Raw genomic sequence first — 26,089 nt, 5'->3', positions numbered from 1 at the left:
AAAACGCGATGGGTAAACGCCAACCAGAAAGGAGGTGAACATGCCACAGTACGAGATTGGTATCATCCTCAACCCCAACCTCGACGGGGCCCAGGCCGCGCTAGAGAAAGATGTCATCAAAGCTGCCCTCGAGCGTCACGGCGCTAGCATCAAAAACGTCGACGATTGGGGCAACCGCCGCCTGGCCTACCCCATCCAGAAAGACCCTGAAGGCAACGTGGTCTTTTACACGGTGGAGATGGCCGGTAACAACAACGCTGCGCTCGAGCGCGAACTGCGCCTGCGCGACCACGTGCGTCGTGTAACCATCATCCGCGACCGTCCCGAATGGCGAAACAGCCAGAAGAAGAAGTAGGCTGCTGGCCTTAAGCTGAGTTCTGAGGCCAAGACCATCAACGGAACGCAAGCGCGCAAACGGTACTAAACTTAGAACCAAAGACCGTAACGATAAAGGACTGATTAGCATGGCTCGAGGCCTCAACCGCGTAACCCTAGTAGGCACCTTAACCCAAGACCCCGAACTGCGCTACACCCCAGGTGGGCTGGCGGTGATGGAGCTTAACCTGGCCGGCAACGATGTGGTAACAGACGAACAGGGCCAGACCCGTGAACCGGCCTGGTACCACCGCGTGAAACTGCTGGGCAAGAGCGCAGAATTTTGGGGCGATACCCTGAAAGCGGGCATGGCGTTGTTTGTGGATGGCAAGCTGGAGTACCGGGCCTGGGAGCAAGACGGTCAGAAAAAAAGCAGCCTGGATATTCGCGCCGACCGGATGGAGATCGTGAGCCTGGAGGGTAAGCGAGGCCAGGTAACCGTCACCGATGCCCGCGGGCAGGAACGCCTCAAGGACGGCCTTAACCAGGTGATGCTGGTCGGTAACCTGACCCGTGACCCCGAGCTGCGCTACACGCCCCAGGGTACCGCTGTTACCCGGATATCGCTGGCGGTGAACGAAAAATTCACCACCCGCCAAGGGGGTGAGCAGGAAAAGGTGCACTATGTGGAGGCTCAGGCCTGGCGTGAGCTGGCCGAGTATGCGGCAGAACTCAAAAAAGGAGACGGGGCGTTCTTAATGGGACGCTTGGTGAACGACTCCTGGACTGCTCAGGACGGCACGAGGCGCTACACCACCCGTGTGGAGCTAAGCCGCCTCGAGCGACTTGCCCGTGGAACCGGACAGAGCACAGGTGGAAACGGTTCCCAGATGGCTTCCGCAGCCAAAGGCCGTGCGGGCAAGGTAGATATTGAAGAAGGCTTAGAAGACGATTTCCCACCTGAGGAGGATTTACCGTTTTGAGCACCAAGAAGATGTCCAATCGTGCAAACCCTAAGGGCGACCGCCAGGATCGCGAGCGCGGTGTGCGCCGTGGCCGCAAACCCAAAGTGGCTGCCGCCGTTGGGGCTTTCGACCTTACCGATTTCAAGAATGTAGAGGTTCTGCGGCGCTTTTTGTCCGAGACCGGGAAAATTCTGCCCCGCCGTCGTACCGGACTTAACGCCCAGGAACAGCGTAAACTGGCGCGTACCATCAAGCGCGCGCGCATGCTGGGTTTGCTGCCCTTTACCGAAAAGCTGGTACGGAAATAGGGAGAGTGGAAGATGAAAGTGATTCTGCTTGAACCTATGGAAAACCTCGGCGACGTGGGGGCAGTGGTCAACGTGAAGCCAGGGTACGCCCGCAACTATCTGCTACCGCGGGGCCTTGCCACCCTGGCCACCGAGAGCAACCTCAAGACCTTGGAGGCCAAAATCCGCGCCCAGGCCAAAAAAGCTGCCGAGCGCAAGGCCGAGGCCGAACGCCTCAAGGAGCTCCTCGAGCCCATTACCCTGGTGCTCAAGGTGAAGGCCGGCGACCAGAAGATCTACGGCTCGGTGACCAGCCGCGAGATTGCCGCTGCTCTGGAAGCCCAGCACCAGATCACCATTGACCCCAAGAAGCTGGCCCTGGAAAAGCCCATTAAAGACCTGGGCGATTACGCCCTGGCCTACAAGCCCCACCCCGAGGTGCCCATGACCCTGAAGGTCTCGGTGGTGGCCGACAAGGCATAACCGCTCGAGGTACTCGCGATGCCGCCCAATTGGGCGGCGTTTTTTCTATATGGGCAATCGCGCGGCCAAAACCGCCCTGGCTCGCTCGGCCAGGGGTGCTGTGAGGATCCAGCGAAGCCGGGCGGTCTCGGGGGCTTTGTCGTACCAGAGGTGAAATACATCGGCTAGGGTAGGGAAGGCCGTGGGGGCTGCAATTTTTTGAACGGGGTCGCCCTGCTGCACCCGGCCCGCCTCCAGTACCCTGGCATAGAAACCAGGCCGCGCGGCCTGGCGGAACTTCTTTACAAACTCCAGGTCGTTCATGCGCGCGGCCAGGGTCGAGCAGGGGATGCGGGGGGCGGTGACCTCGAGCAGAACCTCACCCACCCTAAAGCGGTCGCCAATGCGCACGGGCTCTTCGCCGAAGCTTGAAAAGGTCAGGTTTTCGCCAAACGTACCGGGCAGCAAGGCCTCGCCCAACTGTTCCATCCACCAGTCGTAATCCTGGGCGTTGTAGACATACACCGCCTGGTCGGGGCCGCCGTGGTGCTCCTGGTCGGCGACGTGGTCGCCCACCAGCCCCAGAGTGGAAATTTGAGCGGCTTCAACCGGGTTTTTGTAGATGCCGGTGGTGGTGGGGCGGGGGCCGATTTGCAGGGGCTCTGGGCGGCCCAGGTTGATGGAAACGAGGCGCATAATCCACACTTTACAAGCTGTACACACCCCTAGCGGTAAAGGCCACTGTCTACCATTCCTTTAGGACACGATTGCATCAGCCTCGATCTCCACCAGCATCTCGGGTTCGACCAGCCGGCTGGCCTCGAGCATGGTTGAGGCTGGGCGGATGTGGACAAAAAACTCCCCGTGGGCCCGGCCTATCTCCTTCCAGTTGCGCTCGATATTGACCACATAAATGCGGGTGCGAACCACGTGCTCGAGGCTGGCTCCGGCCCTTTTAAGGGCAGCCTCGATATTACGCAAAATCTGTACGGTCTGGATGTAGGGGTCATCCTGTCCGCTGGCATCGGTGGCGGTGGTTCCGGCTACGTGAATGTACGACCCTACCCGCACCGCTCGGCTATAACCCACCACCAGCTCGTAGGGCGCCCGCAATGTTGACTCGCATGATCCCAGTGTAGCGTGGTTAGGGTTTGCTGCGCAGTTGGCGCAACCACGCCAGCGCCAGCCCCCGCCAGGCCAGCAGCAACACCAGGGTGGCTCCCAGCGCAACCGCCCAGAAGATCAGGTAGCCCAGGTCGAACGGCTTTTGCAGCACCATAAAGCGCAGCCAGACCCCGGCGCTTACGGCAATGGCCCAGGTGTAGAGCAGGTTTTGCCAGGAGGGCCGGGTGTAGGTGCGCAAAAACGGCGAAACCAGCCACCAGACCAGCAGGATGGGCAGGGCGTTGCGGATGATTCCGGCCAGACTGAGGGGCTCGCCGTGGGTTTGCAGGCCAATAACGGCAAACAGCACGATGCACAAAGCATCGCCCCAGGCCAGGGTTTGGCTTATGCGGCGGTCAGGGCGTACCATAGGCGGCTACTCGGCCTGGGTGGCCTCGAAAAAGACCTTTTCGGCCCGGTAGGAGCTGCGCACCAGGGGGCCGCTGAACACTTCCATGAAGCCTTCCTCGAGGCCCCAGTCGCGGTACATGGCGAACTCTGCCGGGGTTACGTAGCGCTCGACCGGCAGGTGGTGCTGGGTGGGGCGCAGGTACTGCCCGAAGGTGACGATATCCACCCCCACGGCCCGCAGGTCGCGCATGGCCTGGCGGATTTCCTCGTCGGTTTCGCCCAGGCCCAGCATCAGGCTGGACTTGGTGAGCACCTCGGGGCGCACTTTTTTGGCGTGCTCGAGCACCCTTAAGGTCTGGTCGTAACCGGCGCGGGGGTCGCGCACCCGGGGGGTCAGGCGGCGGACGGTCTCGAGGTTGTTGGCGAACACGTCCTGGCCGCCTTGCAAAACGGTCTCCACATCTGCCAGGTTGCCCTGGAAGTCGGGGGTCAGGGTCTCGACCTTGACCGAGGGGTCGAGCCGCTTGATCTGCCGCACCACCTCGGCGAAGTGGGCGGCCCCGCCGTCGGGCAGGTCGTCGCGGTCTACCGAGGTCAGCACCACGTACTTGAGGCCCATCTCGGCCACGGCCTGGGCCACGTGCAGGGGTTCCAGGGGGTCTACCCAGCCCCTGGGGTTGCCGGTGTCCACCGCGCAGAACTTGCAGGCTCGTGTACACACGCTGCCCAGCACCATGATGGTCATAGTGCCGTGGCCCCAGCACTCGCCGATGTTGGGGCATAGGGCCTCCTGGCAGACCGTGTTGAGCCGTAGCCGCTTGGTCATCTCCTTGAGGCGCTGGTAGTTGGGGCCGGTGGGCACGGTGGCCCGTAGCCAGGAAGGTTTGTTGCGGTCTACGGGCTCGGGGCGTTCCTGGGCGATGCCGCCCGGGATCACCTTGAGCTCGATCAGGCCGCCGTGCTGGAAGTCCTCGAGTTGAACGGTTTTGAATTTGCTCATGCCAGTTCCTTGGAGGGTAGAGGGGCTTGGTCGAAGATCGGGAACTGCTGCTCAAAAGCCTGCACCACCCGTTCCATCACCCCGTCCATGCTAACCGCGTGGCCCAGGATTTTCTGAAGCGAGGTCACGCCCTTGTCCTTGAGACCGCAGGGCACAATCAGGTTGAAGTCGTCCAGGTTGGTGTTAACGTTCAGGGCAAAGCCGTGCAAAGCTACGTCCTGCTTGACGGCCACCCCGAACGCACAGAGCTTTTCTTCCAGGTCGGGCCAGCCGGCCACGGGCGCGGCCCTGCGCACCCAGACCCCGGCATAGCCCGGCGTGGCGTAGGTCTCGATGCCGTAGCTCTTGGCTACCGTCATAATCACCGCCTCGAGCTGCCGCAAAAACCCCCGCACCTGCCGCCCCACCGGAAAGATGGGGTAGCCCACCAACTGGCCGGGGCCGTGGTAGGTGACATCGCCGCCCCGCTCGATGCTAAAGAGCTCGATGCCCTGGGCCCGGTACTGGGCCTCGCTCAGGAGCAGGTTCTCGGGTTTGGCGGCCCGGCCCAGGGTGATGGTGCGGGGGTGCTCCAACAGCAGCAGGGTGGGCCGGCGCAACCCCGCCACCACCTCGGCGTGCACTTTTTTTTGGTATTCCCAGGCTTCTGCGTAGGGGACGAGCCCCAGTTTTTCCACCTCGAAGGCGGCGCTCATACCCTTCAAGCATACTCCTGACCGGCTTCCCGCATAGGAACGAAGTTACAGACGGGCCTTCAGGGCCTGGAAGGCCTCTTCATATTCGAACTGATTGAGGCCCCGGCCAATCACCACCAGCCTCGAGCGGGCTTGCAGCGGCTCCTGGGAGAGCTCGAGGCTGAAAATCTCCCGCACCGACTGGAATAGCACCTGCTTGTCGAAGCCTTTGACGCTCAGAAAACCCTTGGCGCGGAAAACCGCGTCGGGCCGGGAGATCAGGTACTGGTCAATAAACTCGTTGACCTTGGGGCGCTCGAGCAGGCCCTCGGTGCTGAGGGTAAAACTCTGCAGGTTGGGCGTGTGCAGGTGCTGGTAGTTCTGGGGCCGCCAGTCCAGGCTAAAAGCGCGCAGATGCAGTAGGTCATGGGGGTTGACCCGCGACTGGGCGGTGCGGAAGACCTGGGCCAGGGGGTTGATTTTGCGAATCAAAGCCTCGGCCTCGTCTACCTGTTCTGGGCTGGCCAGGTCGGTTTTGTTGAGCACGATGACACTGGCATAAGCAAGCTGCACCGCGCCTTCGGGGCCGTCGCGCAGGGTTTGCTCGAGGTTGCGGGCATCGGCTACACCAATGATGCTGTCGAGTTCGAACCTGGTACGCGCAAACGGATCCAACACGGTCTGGGCCACCGGCACCGGGTCGGCCAGGCCCGAGAGCTCGATGAGGATGTAATCGGGCTTGTCCTTGCGCGAGATGAGCTTGAACAAGGCCGAGACCAAGTCCTCACGCCCCACACAGCATAAACAGCCATTGGATAGCTCGGCGATGCCGTCGGTGTCTACGTTCTCAATCAGCGAGCCGTCGATGCCGGTTTCGCCGAACTCATTGACGATGATGCCAAACTTTTGGGCTCCGCTCGCCACCAGATGGTTGACCAGGGTGGTTTTGCCTGCGCCCAGAAACCCTCCGATAACGCCTACGGGAATGCGCTTTTGAAACTGGGCCATGGGCCCTACGATACCCCAGGCATTGCCGTTATGGGAAACCGGCTTTACATTTAGACTGGCGTGTGGCCGGGCCTGCTGGCCGCTGAGCGGTGCAGCGGGTGAGAAGCCCCGGCGTATGAGAACAAGCCTAGGTGCATATGACCAGAGTTTTGGTGACCGGTGCGCTGGGTCAGGTGGGTTCCGAACTGATTCCGGCTTTGCGTGGTTTGTACGGAAGCGAAGAAGTCTTGGCGACCGATATTCGGCGGGCGCCCCCAGGGCATCCTGCGCTGGAGGGGCCTTATGAACAGCTAGACTGCACCAACGGGCCGGCCTTGCTGGAGTTTTTCGTTCGTCATCGTGTGGGTGTGGTCTATCACCTAGCGGCCATCCTTTCGGCACGGGCTGAGGCCGAGCCCCAGTTGGCCTGGCAGGTCAACATCGAGGGCCTACACAACGTGCTGGAGGCGGCGCGGCAGGTTGGGGCTCAGGTATTTGTCCCCAGCTCCATCGCGGCTTTTGGCCCCAGCACACCGCGCGACCCCACCCCCCAGGACACCCTTCAACGTCCCAACACCCTTTACGGCGTGACCAAGGTGGCTGGTGAGCTGCTGTGCGACTACTATGCCCATCGCTTTGGCCTGGATGTGCGGGGCTTGCGGTACCCTGGCTTGATCTCGTACACCGCACCGCCGGGTGGGGGTACCACCGACTATGCGGTGGAGATTTTTCACCACGCCCTGCGGTACGACCGGTACACCTGCTTTTTGGCACCGGATACCCGGCTGCCCATGATGTACATGCCGGATGCCATCCGGGCCACCCTCGAGCTCATGCAGGCCGATCCGGCCCGGCTGCGGCATCGCAACGCCTTTAACCTAACGGCCTTTAGCTGCACCCCCGCCGAGCTGGCGGCCGAAATTCAGAAGCACCGGCCCGGCTTCAAGATGCACTACGAAGTCGACCCACTGCGGCAGGCCATTGCAGACTCCTGGCCGCGCACGCTGGATGATAGCGCGGCCAGGGAGGAATGGGGCTGGCGGCCCCAGTACGACCTGGCGGCCATGACCAAAGACATGCTAGAAAAACTGGCCGAACGCGCCTTGAAGGAGGCTTAGAAATGGCATTGAACCGCTTGAATGACGTTTTGCGCCAGAGCGTAGGGGCGCTGGAACAGGAAGGTCGCAGGAAGGGGGCTGAGGCTGTGGTGGTGGGGGTGCTGCCCCCAGAGGGCGAGCGCGGGCCGCGCTATTTGCTGGCAGGCTATGGTGATAAGCCCTTTATTCGCATGAACTCCAACAGTTACCTGGGCCTGTCCCGCCACCCCAGCCTCAAACAGGCCGAAGAAGAGGCCATCGAGCGCTTTGGCGTTGGGCCCGGGGCGGTGCGTTTTATCAGTGGAACCTACGCGCCCCACGTGGAACTCGAGCGCAGCCTCGCCGCTTTTCATGGGCGCGAGGCGGCCATGATTTTTTCCTCGGCCTATGCCACGGTTTTGAGTGTGGTGGTGCCCCTCACCACCGACCAAACCGTCCTCATTAGCGACGAGCTAAACCACAACTGCATTATCAATGCGGTGCGGCTGGCCCGACCGTTGGAGAAGTTAATTTACAAACACCTCGACCTTGAGAGCCTCGAGCAGGCCCTGCAAAAAGCCGCAGCCATGGGGGCCCGGCGGGTGCTGGTTATATCCGATGGCGTGTTCAGTATGCGGGGGTCGCACGCCCCTCTGGCAGAAATTGCACAGCTTGTGAACCACTATGACCCCCAGTTTGCCGAAAACGCGATCCTGGTGGTGGACGACTCGCACGGGGTGGGGGCCTTTGGCGCTACGGGTCGCGGCACCGAGGAGTACACTGGGGCGCAGGCAGACATCCTGATTGGAACCCTGGGCAAGGCTTTTGGAGTGAACGGTGGTTACGTGGTGGGCTCGAGCGACCTCATTACCTATTTGCGCGAAACCGCCCCCATGTACATTTACTCCAATCCCATCACGCCAGGCGAGGCTGCTGCTGCCCTGGCTGCTTTGAACCTACTCCAGACCGAGGAAGGCCAGCAGCGCCTGCAACACCTTACGGCCATGACAGAGCGTTTTCGCCAGGGGTTGAGGGCGCTGGGCTACGCGTCTTTTGCGGGGGTTCATCCGGTGGTTCCGCTGGTGCTGGGTGAGGCAAGTCAAACCAACCGTATGGCTGCCTTCTTGCGTGAGCAAGGCGTTTTGGCAACGGCCATCGTGTACCCAGTGGTGCCCAAGGGGGAGGCCTCCATACGCTTCCAGATTTCCGCCGAACACACCCGGGCCGATGTGGATGAAGTGTTAGGGATTTTGCAGGCGGCTAGGTAAGGTGGCCCGCGTGCACCCGGTGAAGCCCGGGCTATACTGGGGGGGCAGATGGACTATGTGCTGATCAGCCGAAAAGGCTGCCACCTCTGTGAGGAGGCCGAGCTGCTCCTGCAAGCCCAGGGTGTGTCGTACACGCTACAGGATGTAGATGCCGACGAGCGCCTCAAAAAGCTGTATACCTTCCGGGTTCCGGTACTCCTGTGGAGGGGGCGGGTGGTGCTCGAGGGCAAGTTTACCCTCGAGCGCCTATCCAAGAAACTATCTTTGTAGCCGGAGGCTTTTGAATGGATCCAATCCTAATCGAGATCGGTTCGCTACAGATACGCTGGTACGGTCTGTTTTTGGTACTGGCGATCTTTGCATCCTTCGAAATTGCCAAGCGCATCCTGAAGCAATGGGGCTACAACCCCGAGCAATTCGAGCAAATTGCCTTCTGGGCTGTGATTTGGGGGGTTGTCGGGGCCCGGGTGGGCTATGTGATCACCAGCCCGGGGGAATTTAGCGGCAACCCGGCTGCGGCCCTGTACATATGGCAGGGCGGCCTTTCCTTTCATGGGGCCATCATCGGCGGCCTGATTCCCTTTGTCTACCACTACCACCGCAATAAAATACCCATCTGGGCTTACCTTGATGCGGTGGTGCCCGGTGTAGCGCTGGGCATTATGGCAGGCCGGCTGGGCAACATAATGAACGGCTCGGATACCGTGGGGCGCCTGACCAACTGGCCCATCGGGTTCACCTGGCCTGCCTCGGCCAGCGGTTTCCCGGGGGTTTGTCCGGGCATCCAGGATATCAGCGAGGTGGTGCGCTGCGCTCCCGAGACGCTCGTGCGGGGCCCGGTTCACTTCACCCAGTTGTATGGGGTTTTGATTGGCCTGGCTTTGCTGCTGCTTTCGCTTTACTGGCTGCGGCAGAACCGGGCCTACGGCTACGTATTTTGGCAGTTTGTCTTGTGGTACAGCGTGTTGCGCTCGGTTTTCGAGGAAACCTTCCGCCTTAATCCGCTGTGGGTCAAGGTGTACCTCAACGAGCAGGCTGGTATCGGCTTTTTCACCGCAACGCAGATCATCTCCATCCCGCTCATTGCACTCTCCATCTATTTCCTCACGCGCTGGAAGGGGCCGCGCGAGCAGCCGGCGCCTTCGCCTATGCTGAGCGGGTCTGCTGAAAGCAAAAAAATCAAGCGATGAACCGCCCTGCGGGTTACAACCAGCCCTCGAGCCCCCTTTTTGGGAATACAATCAGAAGGATATGGCGCATGCTGTGGTAATTCTCGCAGCGGGTCTGGGAACCCGCATGAAATCGAGGCTACCCAAGGTCTTGCACCCCTTGCTGGGCAAGCCCCTGGTGGGCTACTGCATCGACACGGCGTTTGCCAGTGGGGCCGAGAAAGTGGTGGTGGTGATTGGACACGGGGCCGAACAGGTACGACAGACCTTTGCGGGGTACCCCAACCTGAGCTTTGTAGTGCAGGAGCAGCAACTGGGCACCGCCCATGCCCTGGCCCAGGCCCAGCCGGTTTTGGCGGATTTCCAGGGCCCTATTGTGGTCACCCAGGGCGATACCCCCCTCACCCGGGTCGAGACCCTCACCGGCCTGGTGGACACCATGCAAAAGGAGCGGGCCGGAATGGCCCTGCTGACCATGCGGCTCGAGGATCCCACCGGCTATGGCCGGATCCTGCGCGATGAGCAGGGCCAAATTCTGGGCAATGTGGAACAAAAAGACGCCACCCCAGCCGAGCTGGCAATCCGGGAGATTAACCCCGGGGTGTACTGCTTTGATGGCAGCCTTTGGGAAAAGCTGAAGCTGGTGGATAACCGCAACGCGGCGGGAGAGTACTACCTGCCCGATCTAATCCGCATCTACCGCGAGGCCGGGCAAAAAATCGCCTCCATCGAGTCGAAAGACACGGGCGAACTGCTCGGGGTGAACTCTCGAGCTCAACTGGCCCAGGTGGAGCGGGTGTTGCTCGAGCGCTTACGGTCGCACTGGATGACGCAGGGGGTGCGGATGATCCAGCCCGAGACCATCTACATCGAACCCAGTGTAGAACTGGCCCCCGATGTCACCCTGTGGCCGGGGGTGATTCTGCGGGGCAGTACCCGCCTGGGCGAAGGGGTGGAGGTAGGGGCCTATGCGGTGCTGATCGATACCGTGGTTGAGGCCGGGGGGAAGATCAAGTCGCATACGGTCTGTGAAGAAGCTTATGTCTCGAGCGGGGCCGATGCCGGGCCGTTTGCGCGCTTGCGGCCCAAAGCCCATCTGGAGCCCGGTGCCCACGTGGGCAATTTCGTAGAACTCAAGAATGCCCGACTGGGCAGGGGAGCCAAGGCCGGCCACCTCGCCTACCTGGGTGATGCCGAGGTGGGGGAGGAGTCCAATATCGGGGCTGGGGTGATCACGGCCAACTACGATGGTCAACGCAAGCACAAGACCATCATTGGGAAACGGGTGTTCGTGGGTTCGAATAGCGTTCTGATCGCGCCGATCACGCTAGAAGATGATGCTTTTGTAGCGGGTGGCAGCGGCATTAACCAGGATGTACCCGCGGGGGCGCTGGCTATTGCCCGTGAACGTCAGCGCAACATTGAGGGCTATGTGAAACGCAAGCGGGGGGAGACCCAGTAACCGCTTTCTTCTGCTGCAAAGAAAGTGTGGTTCTGCAACGATATGGCCCTGGCTACGGCTCAAAGGCCCGGGTGGGAACCAGTTGCACATAGGCCACGGCCCGGGCCAGCGTGGAAAAACCAAGCAACAGCAGGTACATGCTGGTTTGCAGGGGTATCCAGGTGGAAAGGGTCGAGACCAGTATCAGCGACTCCAGGATGGCGATCAGCCACAGGTGGTTGAGCAATCCACCCTGCTGCATCAGATCCCAGCCTTTGCGCATGGCGCTGGGCCAGGTCTGGTCGTCGTCTACCATAATCTGGAAGGTGTAAAACCACAGCAGGTTGATGGCCGCAAGCCCAAGGTAGCTCAGCAGGGAGGCCAGCCAGGGGTTGGGCACAGAGGTGGGAAGGCCCACAATAAACGCGGCCAGTGCGCTGGCTACAAACACCACACCGGCCACGATGTTATGCCCGGTTGTGTGTCCCCAAAGGGCCTCGGGGTTCCACTCACCGGTGCGGGCATAGCGAACCAGGACGGTATAGATCCCCACCTGCATCGGTCCGGCAAGAAAACCAAGGGTAAAGATACTCACCAGCAGGGCTTGTACCAGTAGCCAGACAATACCGACGGGATGCCGCGCCAACAACCCAAAGCTGTGGCTAAGAACCTTGGCAATATCCAGCACCGATTACCTCAGAGATTGACCCCACCGTTTGCTGAAAGCGCTCTGGCCCATTACTCCCACTTAAGCTCACTTTTGTGCACGGTTACTGTGCTGCCCTCTTCGGTAAGCAGATCCACAGTTCCGGCCAGCGGGTTTAGCTTGGCTACCTTGCCGCAGGTGCCCTGGAGGCTGCAGGCTTTGCTGTTTTTGCGGGGTAGCTCGGCCAGGAGTTCTTGGTACTGTTGGTGTTCGTACTGCAAACAGCACAGCAAGCGCCCACAAGGGCCCGAGATTTTCTCGGGCGAGAGCGGTAGCTGCTGGTCTCGAGCCATCTTAATGGAAACCTGGGCGAAGTCCTGGAGCCATTTTGAGCAACACGACTCCATGCCGCAGGCCCCCAGGGTGCCAAGATAGGCGGTCTGGTCGCGGGGGCCCAGGGCCACGAACTCCACTCGAGCCCCGGCCAGCCTGTTCAGCTCGCTCACCCAGCGTCGCAGGTCGATGCGCTGTTCAGCGGAGTATTGCACAGAAATATGATTGCCGTCCAGGGTAAACTCGCAGCCCAGCACCTTGGCCCGCACGCCCTCCCGGCGCAAACGGGCCTTGAGCCACCAATAGATCTCCTCAGCGCGGTTTTTGAGCTTACTGTGCTGATCCAGATCCGCCGGGGTGGCGATGCGCACAATCTCGCCCACGGCATGCCCCAGGCGCGGCTCGGTTCGCACTTTGGCCAGCTCCAGCCCGCGCGGGGTTTTGACCACCACCCAGCTATCCACGGGTGGGGCCTGGCTACCGAATCGGTAATCGTAGATTTTGGGGCTGTGCGCAAATCGCACGCCTACGCATTCCATTTCAAACCTCCCGAACAGAGATCTACCCTACAGGATTAAGCCCGGGCGGGCTGCTGCCCTTGCTTCAGATGGCCGAAGCTCCCAGCCTGTCCCTAGCCTAAGGCAAGGTATGTCTACAAATCTAGAGTTGGGATAGCTTAAGGGCCAGCCAGGTTTGAACCAGATCCTCGCTAACATAAGCAGAGTGCGCGTCCTGTGCACGGGCAAGGGCCTCGAGCGCGGCTTTGTAGGCTGGGCTTTCTACCGCAAAGTGTGCCTGTAGCCGTTGGCCCAGGTAGGGCAGGGCCCCTTCCACCTCGCTGAGCAGCTTTAGCGCCTCTAAGGTCTGGGCGGGGCCGGCCTGCAATGCTTCCAGCAGGCCCTGGGTGCGGCTGACCAGGCGGTTGAACTCGGCGGGATGTTCCAGGGCCCAGCGCACCCGGCCGGGCGCGCCCTGTGCATAGGCCAGCACCTCGGGGTCGGTGGTCAGTTGTTGCAGCAGGGCTTCGGGTACCGGCGCGAAGCCGACCTCGAGGCTCCGGCTCACCAGGGTGGGTAGCACCAGCTCGCGGCTGGGCGCAATCAGAATGATGCGGGCGAAGGAGGGGGGTTCTTCCAGAACCTTCAACAGGGCATTGGCGGCGGCTTCCCCCAGAAAATGCGCCCCGTCCACCACTGCGACCTTGGTTTTGAAGCGAGGGTAGGTGGTGATCCAGTCCAGCAGATTCGGCTCCTCGGATTCGCGGGGAGCGATTTGCTCGAGGCGGATTTGCGGCAGGCGGGCCTTTCGACCGGTTTTGGTCTCGTGCTCCGGAGCGATTTCTAGGTAGTCTGGGTGGGCTTCCAGCCGACAGGAGGCACAATTACCGCAAGGCGGAAACCCCACCTCGCAGTTGAGGCCGGCTGTAAACCAGCGGGCCACCAGTCGGCGCCCCACGCCCTCAGGGCCGGTGAACAGGAAGGTTTGCGCCTTAATTTTGGGTAAAAGCTCGAGAATACGCTGATGTCCGAGTATGTTCATACCGATCTCTGAGAAGCGCAAATTGAGCCCGGGCCGCTTTTATGGCTACTTACCCAGCACCAGCCGCTCGTAGAGCCACATAGGGAACTGCTCATGATGCAAGCGGGCCAGCACGTGCTCGAGGTTGTACTTGGCCCGGTAAAACTCCACCGTATCCTCTTTGGAGTCCCAAATTGCATAAGCAGCCCCAACCACCCCGTCTCGAGGCTGGCCGGTGGAGCCTGGGTTGATAATGGCTCGAGCCCTGGGTGCAACAATCAGCTCGCCGCCGTTGGCATAGCGGTTGTAGCGCACCAATCGGCCCTGAGGGCTCCCTTCGGAACTGCCGGGGGTATTTCGCGGGGAGGCCTCCAGGGTTAGGTAGCTGCCGGCCAGGTGGGTGTGTCCGTGAAAAATCCAGCGGTTCTTCACTTTGTCAAACACCTCTCGGGCCTGCTCAATTTCTTCCAGATAAGCCAGGGGGTCGAGGGGGCTGCCGTGTACCAGGAGGGCCCCTTCAACCTCGGTGGTCCAGGGCAGGCTAGATAGATAGGCCCGGTTCTCAGGGCTGATCCGCTCGGCTTGCCAGGACAAAATTTCCAGCACCGGGCCATCGATTTGCATGGATTTAATTTCCAGCAGCCAGATGTCGTGGTTGCCCATCACGCCCCGGGCGTTTGCCGAGCGTAGCCAGTCCAAGACTCGGTTGGCATCGGGGTAATAGCCTACGGCATCGCCTAGGAAGAGCACCTGGTCGTAGCCCCTGGCTTCTTTCAGTACCGCCTCGAGGGCAGGCCAATTGCCATGCAAGTCGGAAACGATTAGGTAGCGCACACTTTCCCTATCATACCCAGCTCACCTGGATAAGTCTTGTTAATGGATACGGGGAAGCCCGCGCACCACGGGCCCCTAAGGCCGAGGCCGGTGGCGATGTGGGGAGTTTGTGGGTATCCTGCAGTTGTGCAGACTGTGGCTTCAGACGCCGACTGGCTGGAGACTTTACTGGCCGAGCGCACCCACACCTTTATAGACGAGTTCGGCAGTTTCTATGCCTGGCTCGAGGGCTCTTTTGGCGGTGGCACCTTGCTGCTATGGATGCAGCGCTCCATGCTGGCGGGCGTGCTGCCACAACTGCCCCGGCAGTTCAAGGGTCGAATGGTTCTGGGTCTGGATGCTTCCGAAGGTCACGCGGTGCCTTTTGCCAGGGCCTTGCACTGGGCCAACCCCCGCTGGGCGCTGGTGGTGTGCCCTGGCGAAGGGTTGGGCCTGGCCTACCCTGGGCGCAAAGAGGTGGCCGAGGGGGAATGGGTGTCCTGGGATGACCCCCGTGAGGCTCGACAGCTCGAGGTGGTGCTCAGGCCGGAGTTTAGCTACCTCGAGCCCAGGGCCTATGCCCCCTGGCAGGCCCCCCCTCCGGCTGCGCTACCCACCTTTGCAGGCCCCCCGGTTGGCGCGGTGGGCTGGGAGCGGGGTATACCCACGTACGGCCTGGGTTTGGTAGGCTTAGATAGGAGTTTGCAGTCCCTACTGGAAGCCTGGCGTTTGTGCTAACCGGTAGAGGGTATAGGAGGAAAAAAAAGTGCTGTTTGCCATCCTGTTCACCATCGGTTCGATTCTGGTCACCTGGCTCTTGTACCTGGCTTTGCGCCCCCGCACCCTCGAGGTCGAAAGCGAAGGCGCTGACCTGCGCTACGTTGCGATGGCTTTGCTGCTGATTATCCTCACGGCAGCCACGGTGGCCTCGATGCTGATACTGGGTAAGCTGGGTAGCGTTAATATCAGCTTCTAGCGGGCTGTACCCTGCGAGGCGCGTTTAAGTGCGGTCTGTTTGCCTGGGTGTTCGGGCAAAGACCGCGCGTAATTTTTAGCGGCGGGTGAACCGCGGTGCGGTGCTTTGCCTACCGGTGCGTGTTTTAGCTCAGGTACAGGGTGACCACCGCACCGTACATGCCCAGGCTGCCCAGCAACACAAACACGTGCCAGATGCCATGAAAACCCACCAGCCGGGGCAGCGGGTTGGGCCACTTGGCGGCGTAGACCACCGCCCCCAGGCTATAGGCCACCCCACCTGCAATCAGGAAGGCTAGGGCCCAGGGGTTGAGGGCCAGCTTGGGCAGGAAAAAGACAGAGAGCCAGCCCATGCCCAGGTAGGTGGTGGTGTAGAGCCAGCGCGGGGCTTTGAGGGTGATTAGCTTGAGGCCCACGCCCAGCACCGCCAGCGCCCAGACCAGCCCCAGCGCCCAGGGCCGCCAACTGGGTTCGAGTGCTTGCAACAACACTGGGGTGTAGGTTCCGGCAATAAAGAGAAAAATGGCCGCGTGGTCGAGCTTGCGCAGCCACAGCAAGGCCCGCTCTGAGACCCGTAAAGCGTGATACAGGGCCGAGGAGGTGTACATCAGGATCATGGTCAGGCCGAATACCAGCGCGCCGGCGATTTTGGCCGGGTTGCCCTGGGTGAAGAACAGCAACACAACTGTGCCGATCAGGCCCAGCACCACCCCAACCGCGTGGGAATAGGTATTAAAAGGCTCACGAACAGCCAGGCGGGGTATAGGATGGGTATTTTTCATAGTCTTGGGGCAATGCCTGAAGAGCAGTGTAGCACCCAGACGATGAGATGTGTGCGCAAAGCCTGGGGCCTGGCAGAATTGGGCTTACATTAAAGCTGCAGAGGCTTTGTTACCCTAAGCCCCAGATGATCCATCTGAGCCGGGTGGTGCTGGGGGTTGTGCTGGTTGTGGCCGGGGCCTATTGGACGGTCACGCGCCTGGAGCCATCCACTGAGCTGGATGAGGCCAGCCGCCGAATTCGCCTGCCGCCGGGTTTTGCTATTCGGATTTTTGCCGAGGGCCTCGAGGGCGCCCCCCGCATGATGAGCGTGGGGCCGGATGGACAGCTCTATGCGAGCTTGATGTACGGGGGGCAGGTGGTGCGGCTACCTGATCTGAACCGCGATGGCCGGGCCGACCGGGTGGAGGTGGTGACGGGGGGCCTGGAACTGCCGCACGGCCTCGAGTGGCACCGGGGCTGGCTGTATGTGGCTGTAAGTACGGCGGTGATTCGATTGCGGCCGGGGCGAAGCGGTTGGGAACGGGAAACCGTCATCACGGACATCCCCGGCCCCTCGGGGCATTTCACCCGCACGCTGCATTTTGGGCCGGATGGCAGGCTCTATGTTTCGGTGGGCTCCGAGACCAACTTTGGCCCCGAGCGCGACCCCCGCCGCGCGGCCATCCTGCGTTTTAACCCCGATGGTAGTCTGCCTGAAGATAACCCCTTTGCAGGCGACCCCGATCCCCGCCGCCGGGTGATCTGGGCAGAGGGCCTCAAGAACAGCGTGGACTTTACCTGGACACCCCGGGGCGAACTCTGGGCCACCCACAACGGCACCGATCACCTGGGCGACGACCTCCCCCCGGAAGAGGTGATTGTGGCAGTACAACCCGGAGGTTTTCACGGCTGGCCCTACTGCTACACGCCGGGCTTGGGTCTGAACCTGAAGGCCGAACGCAGCGAGGTGCCTGACTCCCGCACCCAGGGTTTCGACTGCCGAAAAGCCGTTCCGGCCCTCTTCACCGCCCCGGCCCATTCGGCCCCCCTGGGCATGACCTGGGCCCGGAACAGCCATTTCCCACCGGCCTACCGCGATAGCCTCTATGTCGCCTACCACGGCTCGTTGGGCGTGCAAGACCCGGCCAAGTACCGCGACTGCAAGGTTGAGCGCTTCGTGATACAAAACGGCCTGCCGGTGCGCTCGGAAACGTTTGCCACCGGTTGGCGACTGCCCGGGCAGATGTGCCGCGAGGCCTGGGGCCGCCCGGTGGGGCTGGTGATAGGGGCTGATGGTGCAATGTATGTCTCGGATGCCCAGGGGGGGCGCATCTACCGCATCTGGTATAAGGGGCAGGTGGAAAGCCCCTGATCATGCAAACTGGCTGGCAGCTTCTGATGCTGGGGTTAGCCCAGCTTTTGCCTTACCAGCTCCTGCACCCGTTGCGGGTTGGCCTGCCCCTGGGTTTCGCGCATGACCTGGCCCACAAAGAAGCCCAGCAGACCGGTTTTGCCGGCGCGGTAGGCCGCTACTTTCTCGGGGTGCTCGGCCAGGATGCGGTCTACGATGGGCTCGAGGGCCCCTGCGTCGCTGACCTGCTTCAAGCCCTTCTTGCGCACGATTTCTGCGGGATCCTGGCCGGTTTGCAGGGCCTCAGCCAGCGCGTCTTTGGCGATGCGGGTGTTGATCTCCCCGGCCTCCAGAAGCCGCACCAGCCCAGCCAGCCCGGCGGGCGTAATTTTGACTTCGCCGGAGCGGAGGGCGGCGCCCAGGTCGTTGACAACCCAGTTGGCGAGCAGGGCCATGGGGGCTTTTTGTGCGGCCTGCATAAGAAACTCGGCCAGCCGGGGTTCGCGGGCCAGCACCCGGGCCTCGGCTTCGTGGACGCCCTGGGCTAAAAAGTGCTCGAGCTGGGCCTGCTGCTCGGGGGTGAGCGGGGGTTCGGACGGGGCCCCCTGGGTTTTGCGCGGGCCTTCGGTAGTTTTAGCTTTGGGAGCAGCGCGGCGGGCCTCCAGCTCGCTTTCCTGTGCGGTGCGGGCCCAGGTGTCCTTGAGCGTGACGATGCGGTTGAAGACCAGCGCCCCGGGCCGGGAGTCGAGGGGGTCTTGCCAGAAGTAGCCGTTGCGCTCGAGCTGGTAGCGGGTTTCCTTGGGGTCAGCCAGCACGCTGGGCTCGATGTAGCCCTGCACGACCTCGAGGCTCTTGGGATTCACAAAGCGCAGGAAGTCCTGGTCTTCGGGGGCCTCCTCATCCTCCAGCTCCCTGGCCTCGGCCTCGGGGTGGGGTACGGTAAAAAGCCGGTCATAAAGGCGAAACTCGGCGGGCACGGCCTCGCTGGCGCTCACCCAGTGAATCACCCCGGCGGCCCGGGCCTCCTCGGGCAGCAGGGTGCAGTGGAGCTCGGTCACCCGGCCCTGGGCGTCGGTTTGGTAGCCATCGCAGCGGATCACCCCGGCCATTTTCAGGCGCACGGTGCCGCCCGGGGTCAGCCGCTTGAAGCCTTTGGGTGGGTTCAGGGCGAAGTCGTCCTGCTCGATGTAGAGTTCGCGGGTAAGGGTCACCGGGCGCACCGCCTGCTCGGGCTTTACCCGCCGCCCATCGGGCAGGGGCACCAGGCCGTCGGGGGACTCCCGGATTACGTCGTGGGGCCAGTAGGGGAGGGTCACGGTTCGGGGTTCGCTGAGGTTGGTGAGCACCACCTTGAGGGGCCGCAGCACCGCCATCACCCGGGGGGCGACTGTGTTCAGGTCGTCGCGGATGGCCCCTTCCAGCAGGGCGATGTCCACCGTGCGGTTGGTGCGCGAGATGCCGACCTGGCCCGCAAACCGGCGGATGGCCTCGGGCCGCACCCCCCGGCGCCGCTGGCCGGCCAGGGTGGGCATGCGGGGGTCGTCCCAGCCCCGCACATAGCCCCCTTCCACCAGCTTGCGCAGCTTGCGCTTGGAGACCACGGTGTACTCCAGGCTCCGGCGGCCGAACTCGTACTGGCGGGGGCGGGGGGTCTGGTCGAGGGGGGGCTCGCCCCATAGGTGGTCCATCAGCCAGTCGTAGATGGCCCGGTTGTCCACGAACTCGAGGCTACACAGGCTGTGCGTCACCCCGTCCAGGGCGTCGGTGGTGGCCTGGGCGAAGTCGTAGGAGGGGTAGATGCACCACTTTTGGCCGGTGCGGTAGTGCTCGGCGTGCACGATGCGGTAGAGCACCGGGTCGCGCAGCTTCATGTTGGGGCTTGCCAGGTCAATTTTGGCCCGCAGCACGTGGGCGCCGTTGGGGAACTCCCCGGCCCGCATGCGCCGGAACAGATCCAGGTTTTCTTCCACGCTGCGCTCGCGGTAGGGGCTGGGGGTGCCGGGCTGGTCCACCGTGCCGCGCAGCCGGGCCATCTCCTCGGGGGAGACGCTGTCCACGTAGGCCAGGCCCTTCTGGATGAGGCGCTCGGCCATCTGGTACAAAAGCTCGAAGTAGTCGGAGGCGTAGCGAACCCTGGGCCCCCAGTCCCAGCCCAGCCAGCGCATATCGGCAATCAGGGCTTCGGCGTACTCGGCTTTCTCGGCCTCGGGGTTGGTGTCGTCCATGCGCAGCCGGCACTCCCCGCCGTAGTCGTGGGCGATGCCAAAGTCGATGTAGCTGGCGATGGCGTGCCCCAGGTGGGCGTAGCCGTTGGGCTCGGGGGGGAAGCGAGTGACGATTTTTTTGTAACGGCCGGCCTTCAGGTCTTCATCGATGATCTCGGTGATGAAGTTGGGGCTTACCAGACGGGGTTTGGGCGTTGAGGTGCTCATGCCAATATGCAAAGAATACACCGCATCCCGCATAAGACCCAAGGGTGGGGGCGGGGTTCTAGACCGACACCCAGGCGTTTTGCCGGCTGCTCTCGACCGCGGCCTCGATGATCCGCTGGGCGGCGAGGCCGTCCTCGAGGCTCGGGGTGGGCGGGCGGTTCTGGGCGATGCCCTCGAGGAAGCGCCGGGCCAGCTCGGTGAACTGGAAATGCCCCCAGGAGGTCTCGGGGTTGCGCCCCCGCAGGAAGCCCGGGTCGGGGGGGACTTGCCGGTAAAAGCCGGGGCGCGGGGCCAGCCAGAGCTGTGCGCTTTTGCCCTGGCCCCACAGGGCCGGGGAGAGCTTGAGGGCGCCTTTAGTGCCCTGGATTTCCAGCTCGAGCCGCTGGTCGGCGCCGATGTGCACCCTCGAGAGCGAGAAAACCCCGGTCGCACCGCCCAGCCGGGCCAGCACCGCGCCTTCGTCGTAGTTGGTGACCGGGTCGGGCCGCTGCAGGTGGATATGGGCCTGGGCCATCACCTGGGTGAACTCGAGGCCCGTGACCATGCGCACCAGGTCGAAGAGGTGGGCCCCCAGGTCGGCCACCGCCCCCCCGGCCCCCCCGGTCTCGGCTTTGGCCCGCCAGGTGGTGGGGCCGGCCGGGTCGCCCATGTAGCCGCCGTGGAAGGAGCCCCGCAGGTAGAGCACCTCCCCAATCTCGCCCGCGCGCAGCAGGGCCTGGGCGGTCTCGGCGGCCAGGTCGCCCCGGCTGGTGAAGGCGGTCAGGCCGATGCGCCCTTGCTGCTGGGCGGCCTCGAGCAGGGCCTGGGCCTCGGCCAGGGTGCGGGCCAGGGGCTTGTCCATGAAGAGGTGCTTGCCGGCCTGCAGGGCCATCAGACCCAGGGGGGCGTGGGTGTCGTCGGTGGTGGAGATGGCCACGGCGTCGCAGTGTTGCAGCAGGTCTTCGTACCGCTCGAAGGCCTGGGTTCCGTGGGCGCTGGCCAGTTTTTGCGCATGGGCCGGGGTGCGGCTGTAGATGCCGGCGATCTGGGCCCCGGCCTCTTTGAAGGCGGGCAGGTGGGCAAACCCGGCCCACCAGCCTGCACCTACGATTCCGATTCGCATATGGATTCCTTTCTAAGGAAGCTCTACTAAAGAGACTAGGGATGTCTTGAGAATCGTGGCTCTCCCTTAGCCGGCACCTTTCTGTCCAATAGCCCTTGAACGACACGGGACGGCCAACGCACTACTCCCTTTGGGGCAAGGGTACCTGGGCGGGCCGGGCGTTTTTGGGCATCACCCCGCCGATAATCATGCCCAGTACGTCGTCGTGGCTCACGTCCTGGGTGTAGACGGTGCCCACCACCCGCCCGTTTTTCATAACCGTGAGGCGGTCGGCCAGGTCGAAGACGTCGTGCAGGTCGTGGCTAATCAGGAAGATGCCCACCCCCTCGGCCTTGAGGGCTTTGATCAGCTCGCCCACCTTGGCGGTTTCCTCCGGCCCCAGCGCGGCGGTGGGCTCGTCCATAATCAGGCAGCGGGCCTTGAAGTAGATGGCCCGGCCAATGGCCACGGTCTGGCGCTGGCCGCCGGACATCTGGGCCACCGGCAGCCGCAAGGAGGGAATCTTGACCTTGAGCCGATCCAGGGTTTTGCGGGCCTCGAGCTCCATGAAGTCTTCGTCCAGCACCACGCCCCGCACTTTTTCACGCCCCAAAAACACATTGGCCACGGCGTCGAGGTTGTCGGCCAGGGCCAGGTTCTGGTAGATGGTCTCGATGCCCAGGGCCTGGGCGTCCTGGGGGGTGCGGATGCTGACCTCCTGCCCGTTTACGAAAATCTGGCCCGCGTCGGCCTGGTAGGCCCCGGAGAGCACCTTGATCAGGGTGGACTTGCCCGCTCCGTTGTGGCCCAGCAGACCCACCACCTCGCCGGGGTAGAGGTTGACCGACACCTTGTCCAGCGCCTGGTTGCCCCCAAAGCGCAGGCTGATATTGCGCATTTCGACCAGTGGGGTCATGCTTACCTCCGGTTCCTCAGGTAGACCGTGTTCCAGATGACCGCGGCCAGCAACACCAGGCCCAGCACCACGTTCTGCCACTCGGTTGGGAGGCCCATCAGCACCATCCCGCTGCGCAGGGAGGACATCAGCAGGGCCCCCAAGGCCGCCCCCACGATGGTGCCGCTGCCGCCGGAGAGGGCGGTGCCGCCAATAACCGCCGCGGCGATCACGTCGAGCTCGAGCAGGTTGCCCATGCTGTTGGTCACAAAGTTGAGCCGGGCCGCCTGCACCGCGCCGGCCAGGGCCGCCAGCATGCCCATCAGGGCAAAAACCGCCACCAGCATGCGCTTGACGTTGATGCCGGCCAGCAGCGCGGCCTCGGGGTTGCCCCCAATGGCAAACACATAGCGGCCAAAGCGGGTGTTGAGGGCCACCCAGTTGAGCACGAACAGCACCCCCAGGGTAATCAGCACCGGTACCGGCATGCCTCGAGGGATGTTGGTGCCGGGGTAGGGGAAGGCGTTCATGACCAGCACGAAAGCCAGAATCAGGACTAGCAGGGTGCCGGTGACCAGCCCCTCGGCCCAGACCGGGCGCACCGGCAGGCCATTTTTAAGACGGCGGCTGCGGTTGGAGAGGGCCTGATAAACCACATAAGCCATCACCGCCAGCCCCACCACCCAGGTCCAGAACTCCCCGATGGAGCCGTTGAGCCCCCCACCCAGCACCTTAAAGTTGTCATTCAGAGGCCCGATGGTGCGTCCGCTGGCCACGATGAAGGTGGCGTTGCGAAAGATGAGCAGCCCGGCCAGGGTGACCACAAAGGCCGGCACCCCCCAGTAGGCCACCCAGTAGCCCTGAAAGGCCCCAATCAGCGCGCCCAGCGCCAGCCCGGCCAGCAGCGCCAGGAGCCAGTGGCTGCCCCAGCCCAGCGGCGGAACGGTCTGGATGAGGGCCATGATCATCCCGGTGAAGCCCAGGATCGAGCCCACCGAAAGGTCGATCTGGCGGGTTACGATCACCATGACCATACCCCCCACCATGATGCCCACCACCGCGGTCTGCACCGAGAGGTTCCAGAGGTTTTGCGGACTCAAAAACTGGCCCGGCTGCTGCATGGTGAGAAGCTGGAAGACCGTCCAGACCACCGCCAACACAATCAGCATGGTCAGGATGCGCCCATCCACCCCCAGGCTTTGCACCAGGTTTGCGCGGGCCCTCGACGTGCTTTGCATCTGCATCAAAAGTCCTCCGCTCTTTTTTTGTTGAACCCGATTATACCGTGCGATTTGAGGCTTGTTTGGCTTATAAAAAGGGTGGGCAACACGCCCACCCTTAGCAGATGGCTCGTCCTACCGGCAGGCCGCCGGGGCGTTGGCGCCGCTCACCCCCTGGCAGAGGGCTTGCTTGGTGATCCAGCCAGCCCGCAGCACCACATCCAGGTTCTGGCGGGTGATGGGGATAGGCTTGAGCAGCAGGGCGTTCATGCGAACTTTATTGGGCCCATCGGCAAAGATGGTGCGGCCCGGCAGTTTGTCCATGGGGGTACCACGGGCCAGCAGCACCGCGGCCTCGGCAGCGCGGCGGCCCAGCTCGCGGGCATCCTTCCAGACGCTAACGGTTTGCAGCCCACGCGCCACCCGGTTGAGGGCGGCCTGGTCGCCGTCCTGGCCCGAGACCGGCACCTTGCCGGCCAGGCCCACCGCGGCCAGCGCAGCCACCACACCGCCGGCGGTGCCGTCGTTGGAGGCCACCACCGCGTCCACTTTGTTGCCGTTGGCGGTGAGGATTTGTTCCATGTTGCGCTGGGCTACCTCGGGCTTCCAACCCTCGGTGTACTGTTTGCCCACCACCTTGATGTCGCCGCGCTTGATGGCGGCATCGAGCACCTCGAGCTGCCCTTTATGCAGGAAGTCGGCGTTGGGGTCGGTGTTGGCCCCCAGGATGAAGGCGTAGTTGCCCTTGGGCCGAACCTTATAGACCTCGCGGGCCTGCATCCGGCCTACCTCCACGTTGTCGAAGGTGATGTAGTAGGCGTAGTCGTTTTCGATGAGGCGGTCGTAGGCCACCACCGGGATGCCCGCAGCCTTGGCCTTGTCAATGGCGGGCAGGATGGCGTCTTTGTCCCAGGCCAGGATGATCAGGGCCTTGGCCCCGCGCGCAATCAGGGCGTCAATGTCGTTGAGCTGCTTCTCGGACGAGCTTTGGGCGTCGGCGCTGATGTAGGTTGCGCCCATGCGGCCCAACTGCTCGCGGATGGCCCGCTCGTCAATCTTCCAGCGCTCCTCCTGGAAGTTGGCCCAGCTTACCCCCACGATGATCTGCTGGGCGAAAGCTGGCACGGCCAGTGCAAACCACAACAACACCATTACCTTGGTGAATGGCTTCATGTTTCCTCCTCCTATGACGAGCCGATACGACCTCAGGAGCATGGAAGGCCCTGGTTTTTTCGACTCGAAAAAAAAGTACCACTGCGCAACGGCCCTGTCAATAACCGCTACCCGGCGTGTGGGTGCGGAGCTCCTGGCTTCGGCTTAGCACCACGAAGCGATTGCTGGGGGCCTCGAGCCAGCCGCCCTGCTCGCCATCGGGCCAGCGCACCCGCAGGCGCACCCGTTCGGCCTGGCCCAGCCCAAAGTGCACGAAGCCCAGGCTGCCGCTCAGATGGCCGCCGCCCACCGTCAGCTCGCGCCGCAGGATGCGGCCGGGTAGCTCGACCTCGAGCCAGGCCCCCACGGCATCGCGGTTGGGGCCCGGCTGCTGCAACTTGACCTGTAGCCAGTTGCCCAGGGGCTGGCCATTGGCCCCCCCCAGGTTGCGCCAGACCTGGGCCCGGTCGAGCCGGTTGACCACCACGATGTCCAGCCGGCCGTCGGCGTTCAAGTCCACCACCTGGGCCCCCCGGCCCCGCAAAAAGCTGGCCACCCCGGCCTTGTCCCCCACCTCAACAAAGGTTCCATCCGGCTTGCCGAGCATCAGGTTGTTGGGGTCGCGGGCTGCCGCCTCGCGCATGAAACCCACGTTGCCCTTGCTTACAAACAGATCGATCAGGCCATCGTTGTTGACGTCCTCGAACTGGGCGTGCCAGGCGGTGGACATGTGCACGTCCCCCCCGGTATAGGGGCGGTGGGCGGTGGCGTTGCGGCGGAAGGCGATATCCACGTAGCTGGGCCTCTCGGGCGACTCGAGCATCTGCAGCTTGTTGTCGCCCATGCTGGTCAGGTAGTAGACCGGGTAGCCCGAGCCGGTGAGGTCGTAGCTGGCGATGCCCATGCCCCAGATTTGCAGCCGCTTCCAGCCCTCGGCCTCGGTATAAAGCCGTGGGGGCTGGCCGGGGCTGAGCTGCCAGAGCTGCTCCTGGCCTTTGCCCTGGTAGTACTCGCGGTCGTTGGAGACCCGCAGGGCTGGGCGGCCCGAGCGGTTCCAGTCGGAAAACAACATGGAGAGCGCGCAGTAGCTGGGCTCGAGCGGCCAGGGGGGTGCAAAGCCTTTACCCCCTGGGGCAGGCCGGTACAGCGCGTTGCCCCGGCAGGTGCCCCAGGGGAAGGTGGTGTTGCGCTGGACGTAAGCGCCCGTGGCCAGGGTGGGCCAGGGCTGGCCCTGTTCCCAGGTGGCCGAAAAAGCGGTCGTCCAGGTGCTCCCCCCCTGGAAGCCCCACCGGCGGTTGGCGTTCTCGAAGCGGCAGTTGCCCAGCCCGCGCAGCAAAACGTCCTCGCCGTCGCGCAGCAGGGCCAGGTCGGGGAGGCCGTCGCTGTCAATGTCGAGGGGGTAAGCCCCCATCACCCCCTCGAGTTCCACCCCCGCGCTCGCTTCCCGAAAACGCAGCGGCCCTCCCACAGGGCTTTGGTTTAGGTAGAGCTTGGCCCGTTGCGCGCCGCCCGCCAGCACCAGTTCGGGTAGGCCATCGCCGTTGCAGTCGAAGGCGGCCAGCCCACCCCCCACCACATAGTCGCCCTCGAAGCGGCTTTGCAGGCCAGAGCTCTGGGTTTCCTCGGCAAAAATGGGCGTTACCTGGGCCGGCGCCCACGGGCCCAGCCAGATACCCAGCAAAACCCACACCCGGTACATCCAGGGCATGAATTGCAGTATAGGGTGCTTTGGCTGAAAAGAAACGTAGCCCG

At 63.0% G+C, this 26,089-nt stretch carries 29 protein-coding genes; 12 read left to right on the top strand and 17 right to left on the bottom strand.

Annotation, left to right across the window (positions count from 1 at the left end; translation table 11 throughout):
• Positions 1–40 precede the first annotated feature (40 nt).
• From rpsF to rplI, 4 genes are all read left to right on the top strand, one after another.
• On the top strand, positions 41–355 hold the full coding sequence (rpsF, locus tag MRUB_RS09010; protein WP_013014040.1) for a 30S ribosomal protein S6: 315 nt from the start codon (positions 41–43) through the stop codon (positions 353–355).
• Between the two features lie 109 nt (positions 356–464).
• Positions 465–1,298: a single-stranded DNA-binding protein gene (locus MRUB_RS16225; protein WP_013014039.1), complete on the top strand. Its 834-nt coding sequence runs from the start codon at positions 465–467 to the stop codon at positions 1,296–1,298.
• Between the two features lie 11 nt (positions 1,299–1,309).
• Positions 1,310–1,588, top strand: coding sequence for a 30S ribosomal protein S18 (gene rpsR / locus MRUB_RS09000; RefSeq protein WP_013014038.1), 279 nt, complete (start codon positions 1,310–1,312; stop codon positions 1,586–1,588).
• A 12-nt stretch (positions 1,589–1,600) separates the two neighbouring features.
• Positions 1,601–2,050, top strand: a complete 450-nt coding sequence (gene rplI / locus MRUB_RS08995) for a 50S ribosomal protein L9 (protein ID WP_013014037.1) — start codon at positions 1,601–1,603, stop codon at positions 2,048–2,050.
• Positions 2,051–2,095: 45 nt separating this feature from the next.
• On the opposite strand, the gene MRUB_RS08990 is transcribed toward rplI, so the two are convergent.
• The 6 genes from MRUB_RS08990 to MRUB_RS08965 are packed head-to-tail and all read right to left on the bottom strand — an operon-like array spanning position 2,096 to position 6,226.
• Positions 2,096–2,725: an MOSC domain-containing protein gene (locus MRUB_RS08990; RefSeq protein WP_013014036.1), complete on the bottom strand. Its 630-nt coding sequence runs from the start codon at positions 2,723–2,725 to the stop codon at positions 2,096–2,098.
• 60 nt (positions 2,726–2,785) lie between these two features.
• Positions 2,786–3,142, bottom strand: coding sequence for a RidA family protein (locus tag MRUB_RS08985; RefSeq protein ID WP_013014035.1), 357 nt, complete (start codon positions 3,140–3,142; stop codon positions 2,786–2,788).
• A 31-nt stretch (positions 3,143–3,173) separates the two neighbouring features.
• Positions 3,174–3,563: a DUF3054 domain-containing protein gene (locus MRUB_RS08980; RefSeq protein WP_013014034.1), complete on the bottom strand. Its 390-nt coding sequence runs from the start codon at positions 3,561–3,563 to the stop codon at positions 3,174–3,176.
• Between the two features lie 6 nt (positions 3,564–3,569).
• Complete coding sequence (gene lipA, locus MRUB_RS08975; RefSeq protein ID WP_013014033.1) at positions 3,570–4,544, bottom strand: lipoyl synthase; 975 nt, start codon at positions 4,542–4,544, stop codon at positions 3,570–3,572.
• Complete coding sequence (gene lipB, locus MRUB_RS08970; RefSeq protein ID WP_013014032.1) at positions 4,541–5,239, bottom strand: lipoyl(octanoyl) transferase LipB; 699 nt, start codon at positions 5,237–5,239, stop codon at positions 4,541–4,543. Before lipB ends, lipA begins: the two co-directional genes overlap by 4 nt.
• A gap of 45 nt (positions 5,240–5,284) precedes the next feature.
• A complete protein-coding gene (locus tag MRUB_RS08965) occupies positions 5,285–6,226 on the bottom strand; it encodes a CobW family GTP-binding protein (protein ID WP_013014031.1) in 942 nt (313 codons plus the stop codon).
• 137 nt (positions 6,227–6,363) lie between these two features.
• Here MRUB_RS08965 and MRUB_RS08960 point away from each other — a divergent pair, with 137 nt between their 5' ends.
• The 5 genes from MRUB_RS08960 to glmU all read left to right on the top strand — a co-directional run bounded on the left by MRUB_RS08960 (position 6,364) and on the right by glmU (position 11,180).
• A complete protein-coding gene (locus MRUB_RS08960) occupies positions 6,364–7,323 on the top strand; it encodes an L-threonine 3-dehydrogenase (RefSeq protein ID WP_013014030.1) in 960 nt (319 codons plus the stop codon).
• 2 nt (positions 7,324–7,325) lie between these two features.
• Positions 7,326–8,549, top strand: coding sequence for an aminotransferase class I/II-fold pyridoxal phosphate-dependent enzyme (locus tag MRUB_RS08955; RefSeq protein ID WP_013014029.1), 1,224 nt, complete (start codon positions 7,326–7,328; stop codon positions 8,547–8,549).
• Positions 8,550–8,597: 48 nt separating this feature from the next.
• On the top strand, positions 8,598–8,819 hold the full coding sequence (locus MRUB_RS08950; protein WP_013014028.1) for a glutaredoxin family protein: 222 nt from the start codon (positions 8,598–8,600) through the stop codon (positions 8,817–8,819).
• A 14-nt stretch (positions 8,820–8,833) separates the two neighbouring features.
• Positions 8,834–9,739, top strand: coding sequence for a prolipoprotein diacylglyceryl transferase (gene lgt, locus MRUB_RS08945; RefSeq protein WP_013014027.1), 906 nt, complete (start codon positions 8,834–8,836; stop codon positions 9,737–9,739).
• A gap of 61 nt (positions 9,740–9,800) precedes the next feature.
• Positions 9,801–11,180, top strand: coding sequence for a bifunctional UDP-N-acetylglucosamine diphosphorylase/glucosamine-1-phosphate N-acetyltransferase GlmU (glmU, locus tag MRUB_RS08940; RefSeq protein WP_013014026.1), 1,380 nt, complete (start codon positions 9,801–9,803; stop codon positions 11,178–11,180).
• A gap of 52 nt (positions 11,181–11,232) precedes the next feature.
• Here glmU and MRUB_RS08935 read toward each other — a convergent pair whose 3' ends face one another.
• The 4 genes from MRUB_RS08935 to MRUB_RS08920 all read right to left on the bottom strand — a co-directional run bounded on the left by MRUB_RS08935 (position 11,233) and on the right by MRUB_RS08920 (position 14,490).
• Positions 11,233–11,718, bottom strand: a complete 486-nt coding sequence (locus MRUB_RS08935) for a hypothetical protein (RefSeq protein ID WP_235438201.1) — start codon at positions 11,716–11,718, stop codon at positions 11,233–11,235.
• A gap of 179 nt (positions 11,719–11,897) precedes the next feature.
• Complete coding sequence (locus MRUB_RS08930) at positions 11,898–12,677, bottom strand: PSP1 domain-containing protein (RefSeq protein ID WP_013014024.1); 780 nt, start codon at positions 12,675–12,677, stop codon at positions 11,898–11,900.
• A gap of 121 nt (positions 12,678–12,798) precedes the next feature.
• Entirely contained in the window at positions 12,799–13,677 is an 879-nt protein-coding gene (locus tag MRUB_RS08925) for a hypothetical protein (RefSeq protein WP_013014023.1), read from the bottom strand.
• Positions 13,678–13,722: 45 nt separating this feature from the next.
• The gene (locus tag MRUB_RS08920) at positions 13,723–14,490 is read right to left on the bottom strand and encodes a metallophosphoesterase family protein (RefSeq protein WP_013014022.1); all 768 of its coding nucleotides are present in this window, start codon (positions 14,488–14,490) and stop codon (positions 13,723–13,725) included.
• A 126-nt stretch (positions 14,491–14,616) separates the two neighbouring features.
• Here MRUB_RS08920 and MRUB_RS08915 point away from each other — a divergent pair, with 126 nt between their 5' ends.
• Positions 14,617–15,207, top strand: a complete 591-nt coding sequence (locus tag MRUB_RS08915) for a hypothetical protein (protein ID WP_015586869.1) — start codon at positions 14,617–14,619, stop codon at positions 15,205–15,207.
• Between the two features lie 28 nt (positions 15,208–15,235).
• Positions 15,236–15,445 carry a hypothetical protein gene (locus MRUB_RS08910; protein ID WP_013014020.1) on the top strand — a complete coding sequence of 70 codons (210 nt, stop codon included), beginning with the start codon at positions 15,236–15,238 and terminating at the stop codon, positions 15,443–15,445.
• 124 nt (positions 15,446–15,569) lie between these two features.
• Here MRUB_RS08910 and trhA read toward each other — a convergent pair whose 3' ends face one another.
• Positions 15,570–16,226, bottom strand: coding sequence for a PAQR family membrane homeostasis protein TrhA (gene trhA, locus MRUB_RS08905; protein WP_013014019.1), 657 nt, complete (start codon positions 16,224–16,226; stop codon positions 15,570–15,572).
• A gap of 125 nt (positions 16,227–16,351) precedes the next feature.
• On the opposite strand from trhA, the gene MRUB_RS08900 reads away from it, so the two are divergent.
• On the top strand, positions 16,352–17,578 hold the full coding sequence (locus MRUB_RS08900) for a PQQ-dependent sugar dehydrogenase (RefSeq protein WP_013014018.1): 1,227 nt from the start codon (positions 16,352–16,354) through the stop codon (positions 17,576–17,578).
• A 35-nt stretch (positions 17,579–17,613) separates the two neighbouring features.
• Here the strand turns inward: MRUB_RS08900 and MRUB_RS08895 are convergent, their stop codons facing one another.
• The 6 genes from MRUB_RS08895 to MRUB_RS08870 all read right to left on the bottom strand — a co-directional run bounded on the left by MRUB_RS08895 (position 17,614) and on the right by MRUB_RS08870 (position 26,045).
• Positions 17,614–19,989, bottom strand: coding sequence for a glutamine--tRNA ligase/YqeY domain fusion protein (locus MRUB_RS08895; protein WP_015586871.1), 2,376 nt, complete (start codon positions 19,987–19,989; stop codon positions 17,614–17,616).
• 58 nt (positions 19,990–20,047) lie between these two features.
• The gene (locus MRUB_RS08890) at positions 20,048–21,091 is read right to left on the bottom strand and encodes a Gfo/Idh/MocA family protein (protein ID WP_013014016.1); all 1,044 of its coding nucleotides are present in this window, start codon (positions 21,089–21,091) and stop codon (positions 20,048–20,050) included.
• A gap of 121 nt (positions 21,092–21,212) precedes the next feature.
• Positions 21,213–21,986 carry an ATP-binding cassette domain-containing protein gene (locus MRUB_RS08885; RefSeq protein ID WP_013014015.1) on the bottom strand — a complete coding sequence of 258 codons (774 nt, stop codon included), beginning with the start codon at positions 21,984–21,986 and terminating at the stop codon, positions 21,213–21,215.
• A gap of 2 nt (positions 21,987–21,988) precedes the next feature.
• Positions 21,989–23,203, bottom strand: a complete 1,215-nt coding sequence (locus MRUB_RS08880) for a sugar ABC transporter permease (RefSeq protein WP_244403970.1) — start codon at positions 23,201–23,203, stop codon at positions 21,989–21,991.
• 117 nt (positions 23,204–23,320) lie between these two features.
• Entirely contained in the window at positions 23,321–24,358 is a 1,038-nt protein-coding gene (gene xylF / locus MRUB_RS08875; RefSeq protein ID WP_013014013.1) for a D-xylose ABC transporter substrate-binding protein, read from the bottom strand.
• 97 nt (positions 24,359–24,455) lie between these two features.
• Positions 24,456–26,045, bottom strand: a complete 1,590-nt coding sequence (locus MRUB_RS08870; protein ID WP_015586873.1) for a CRTAC1 family protein — start codon at positions 26,043–26,045, stop codon at positions 24,456–24,458.
• Positions 26,046–26,089: the final 44 nt, after the last annotated feature.

The organism is Meiothermus ruber DSM 1279 (genome assembly GCF_000024425.1).
GTDB classification, from domain to species: Bacteria; Deinococcota; Deinococci; order Deinococcales; family Thermaceae; genus Meiothermus; species Meiothermus ruber.
The sequence above is the reverse complement of the archived record's forward strand: the minus strand, read 5'-3'. Positions and strand labels throughout refer to the sequence as shown.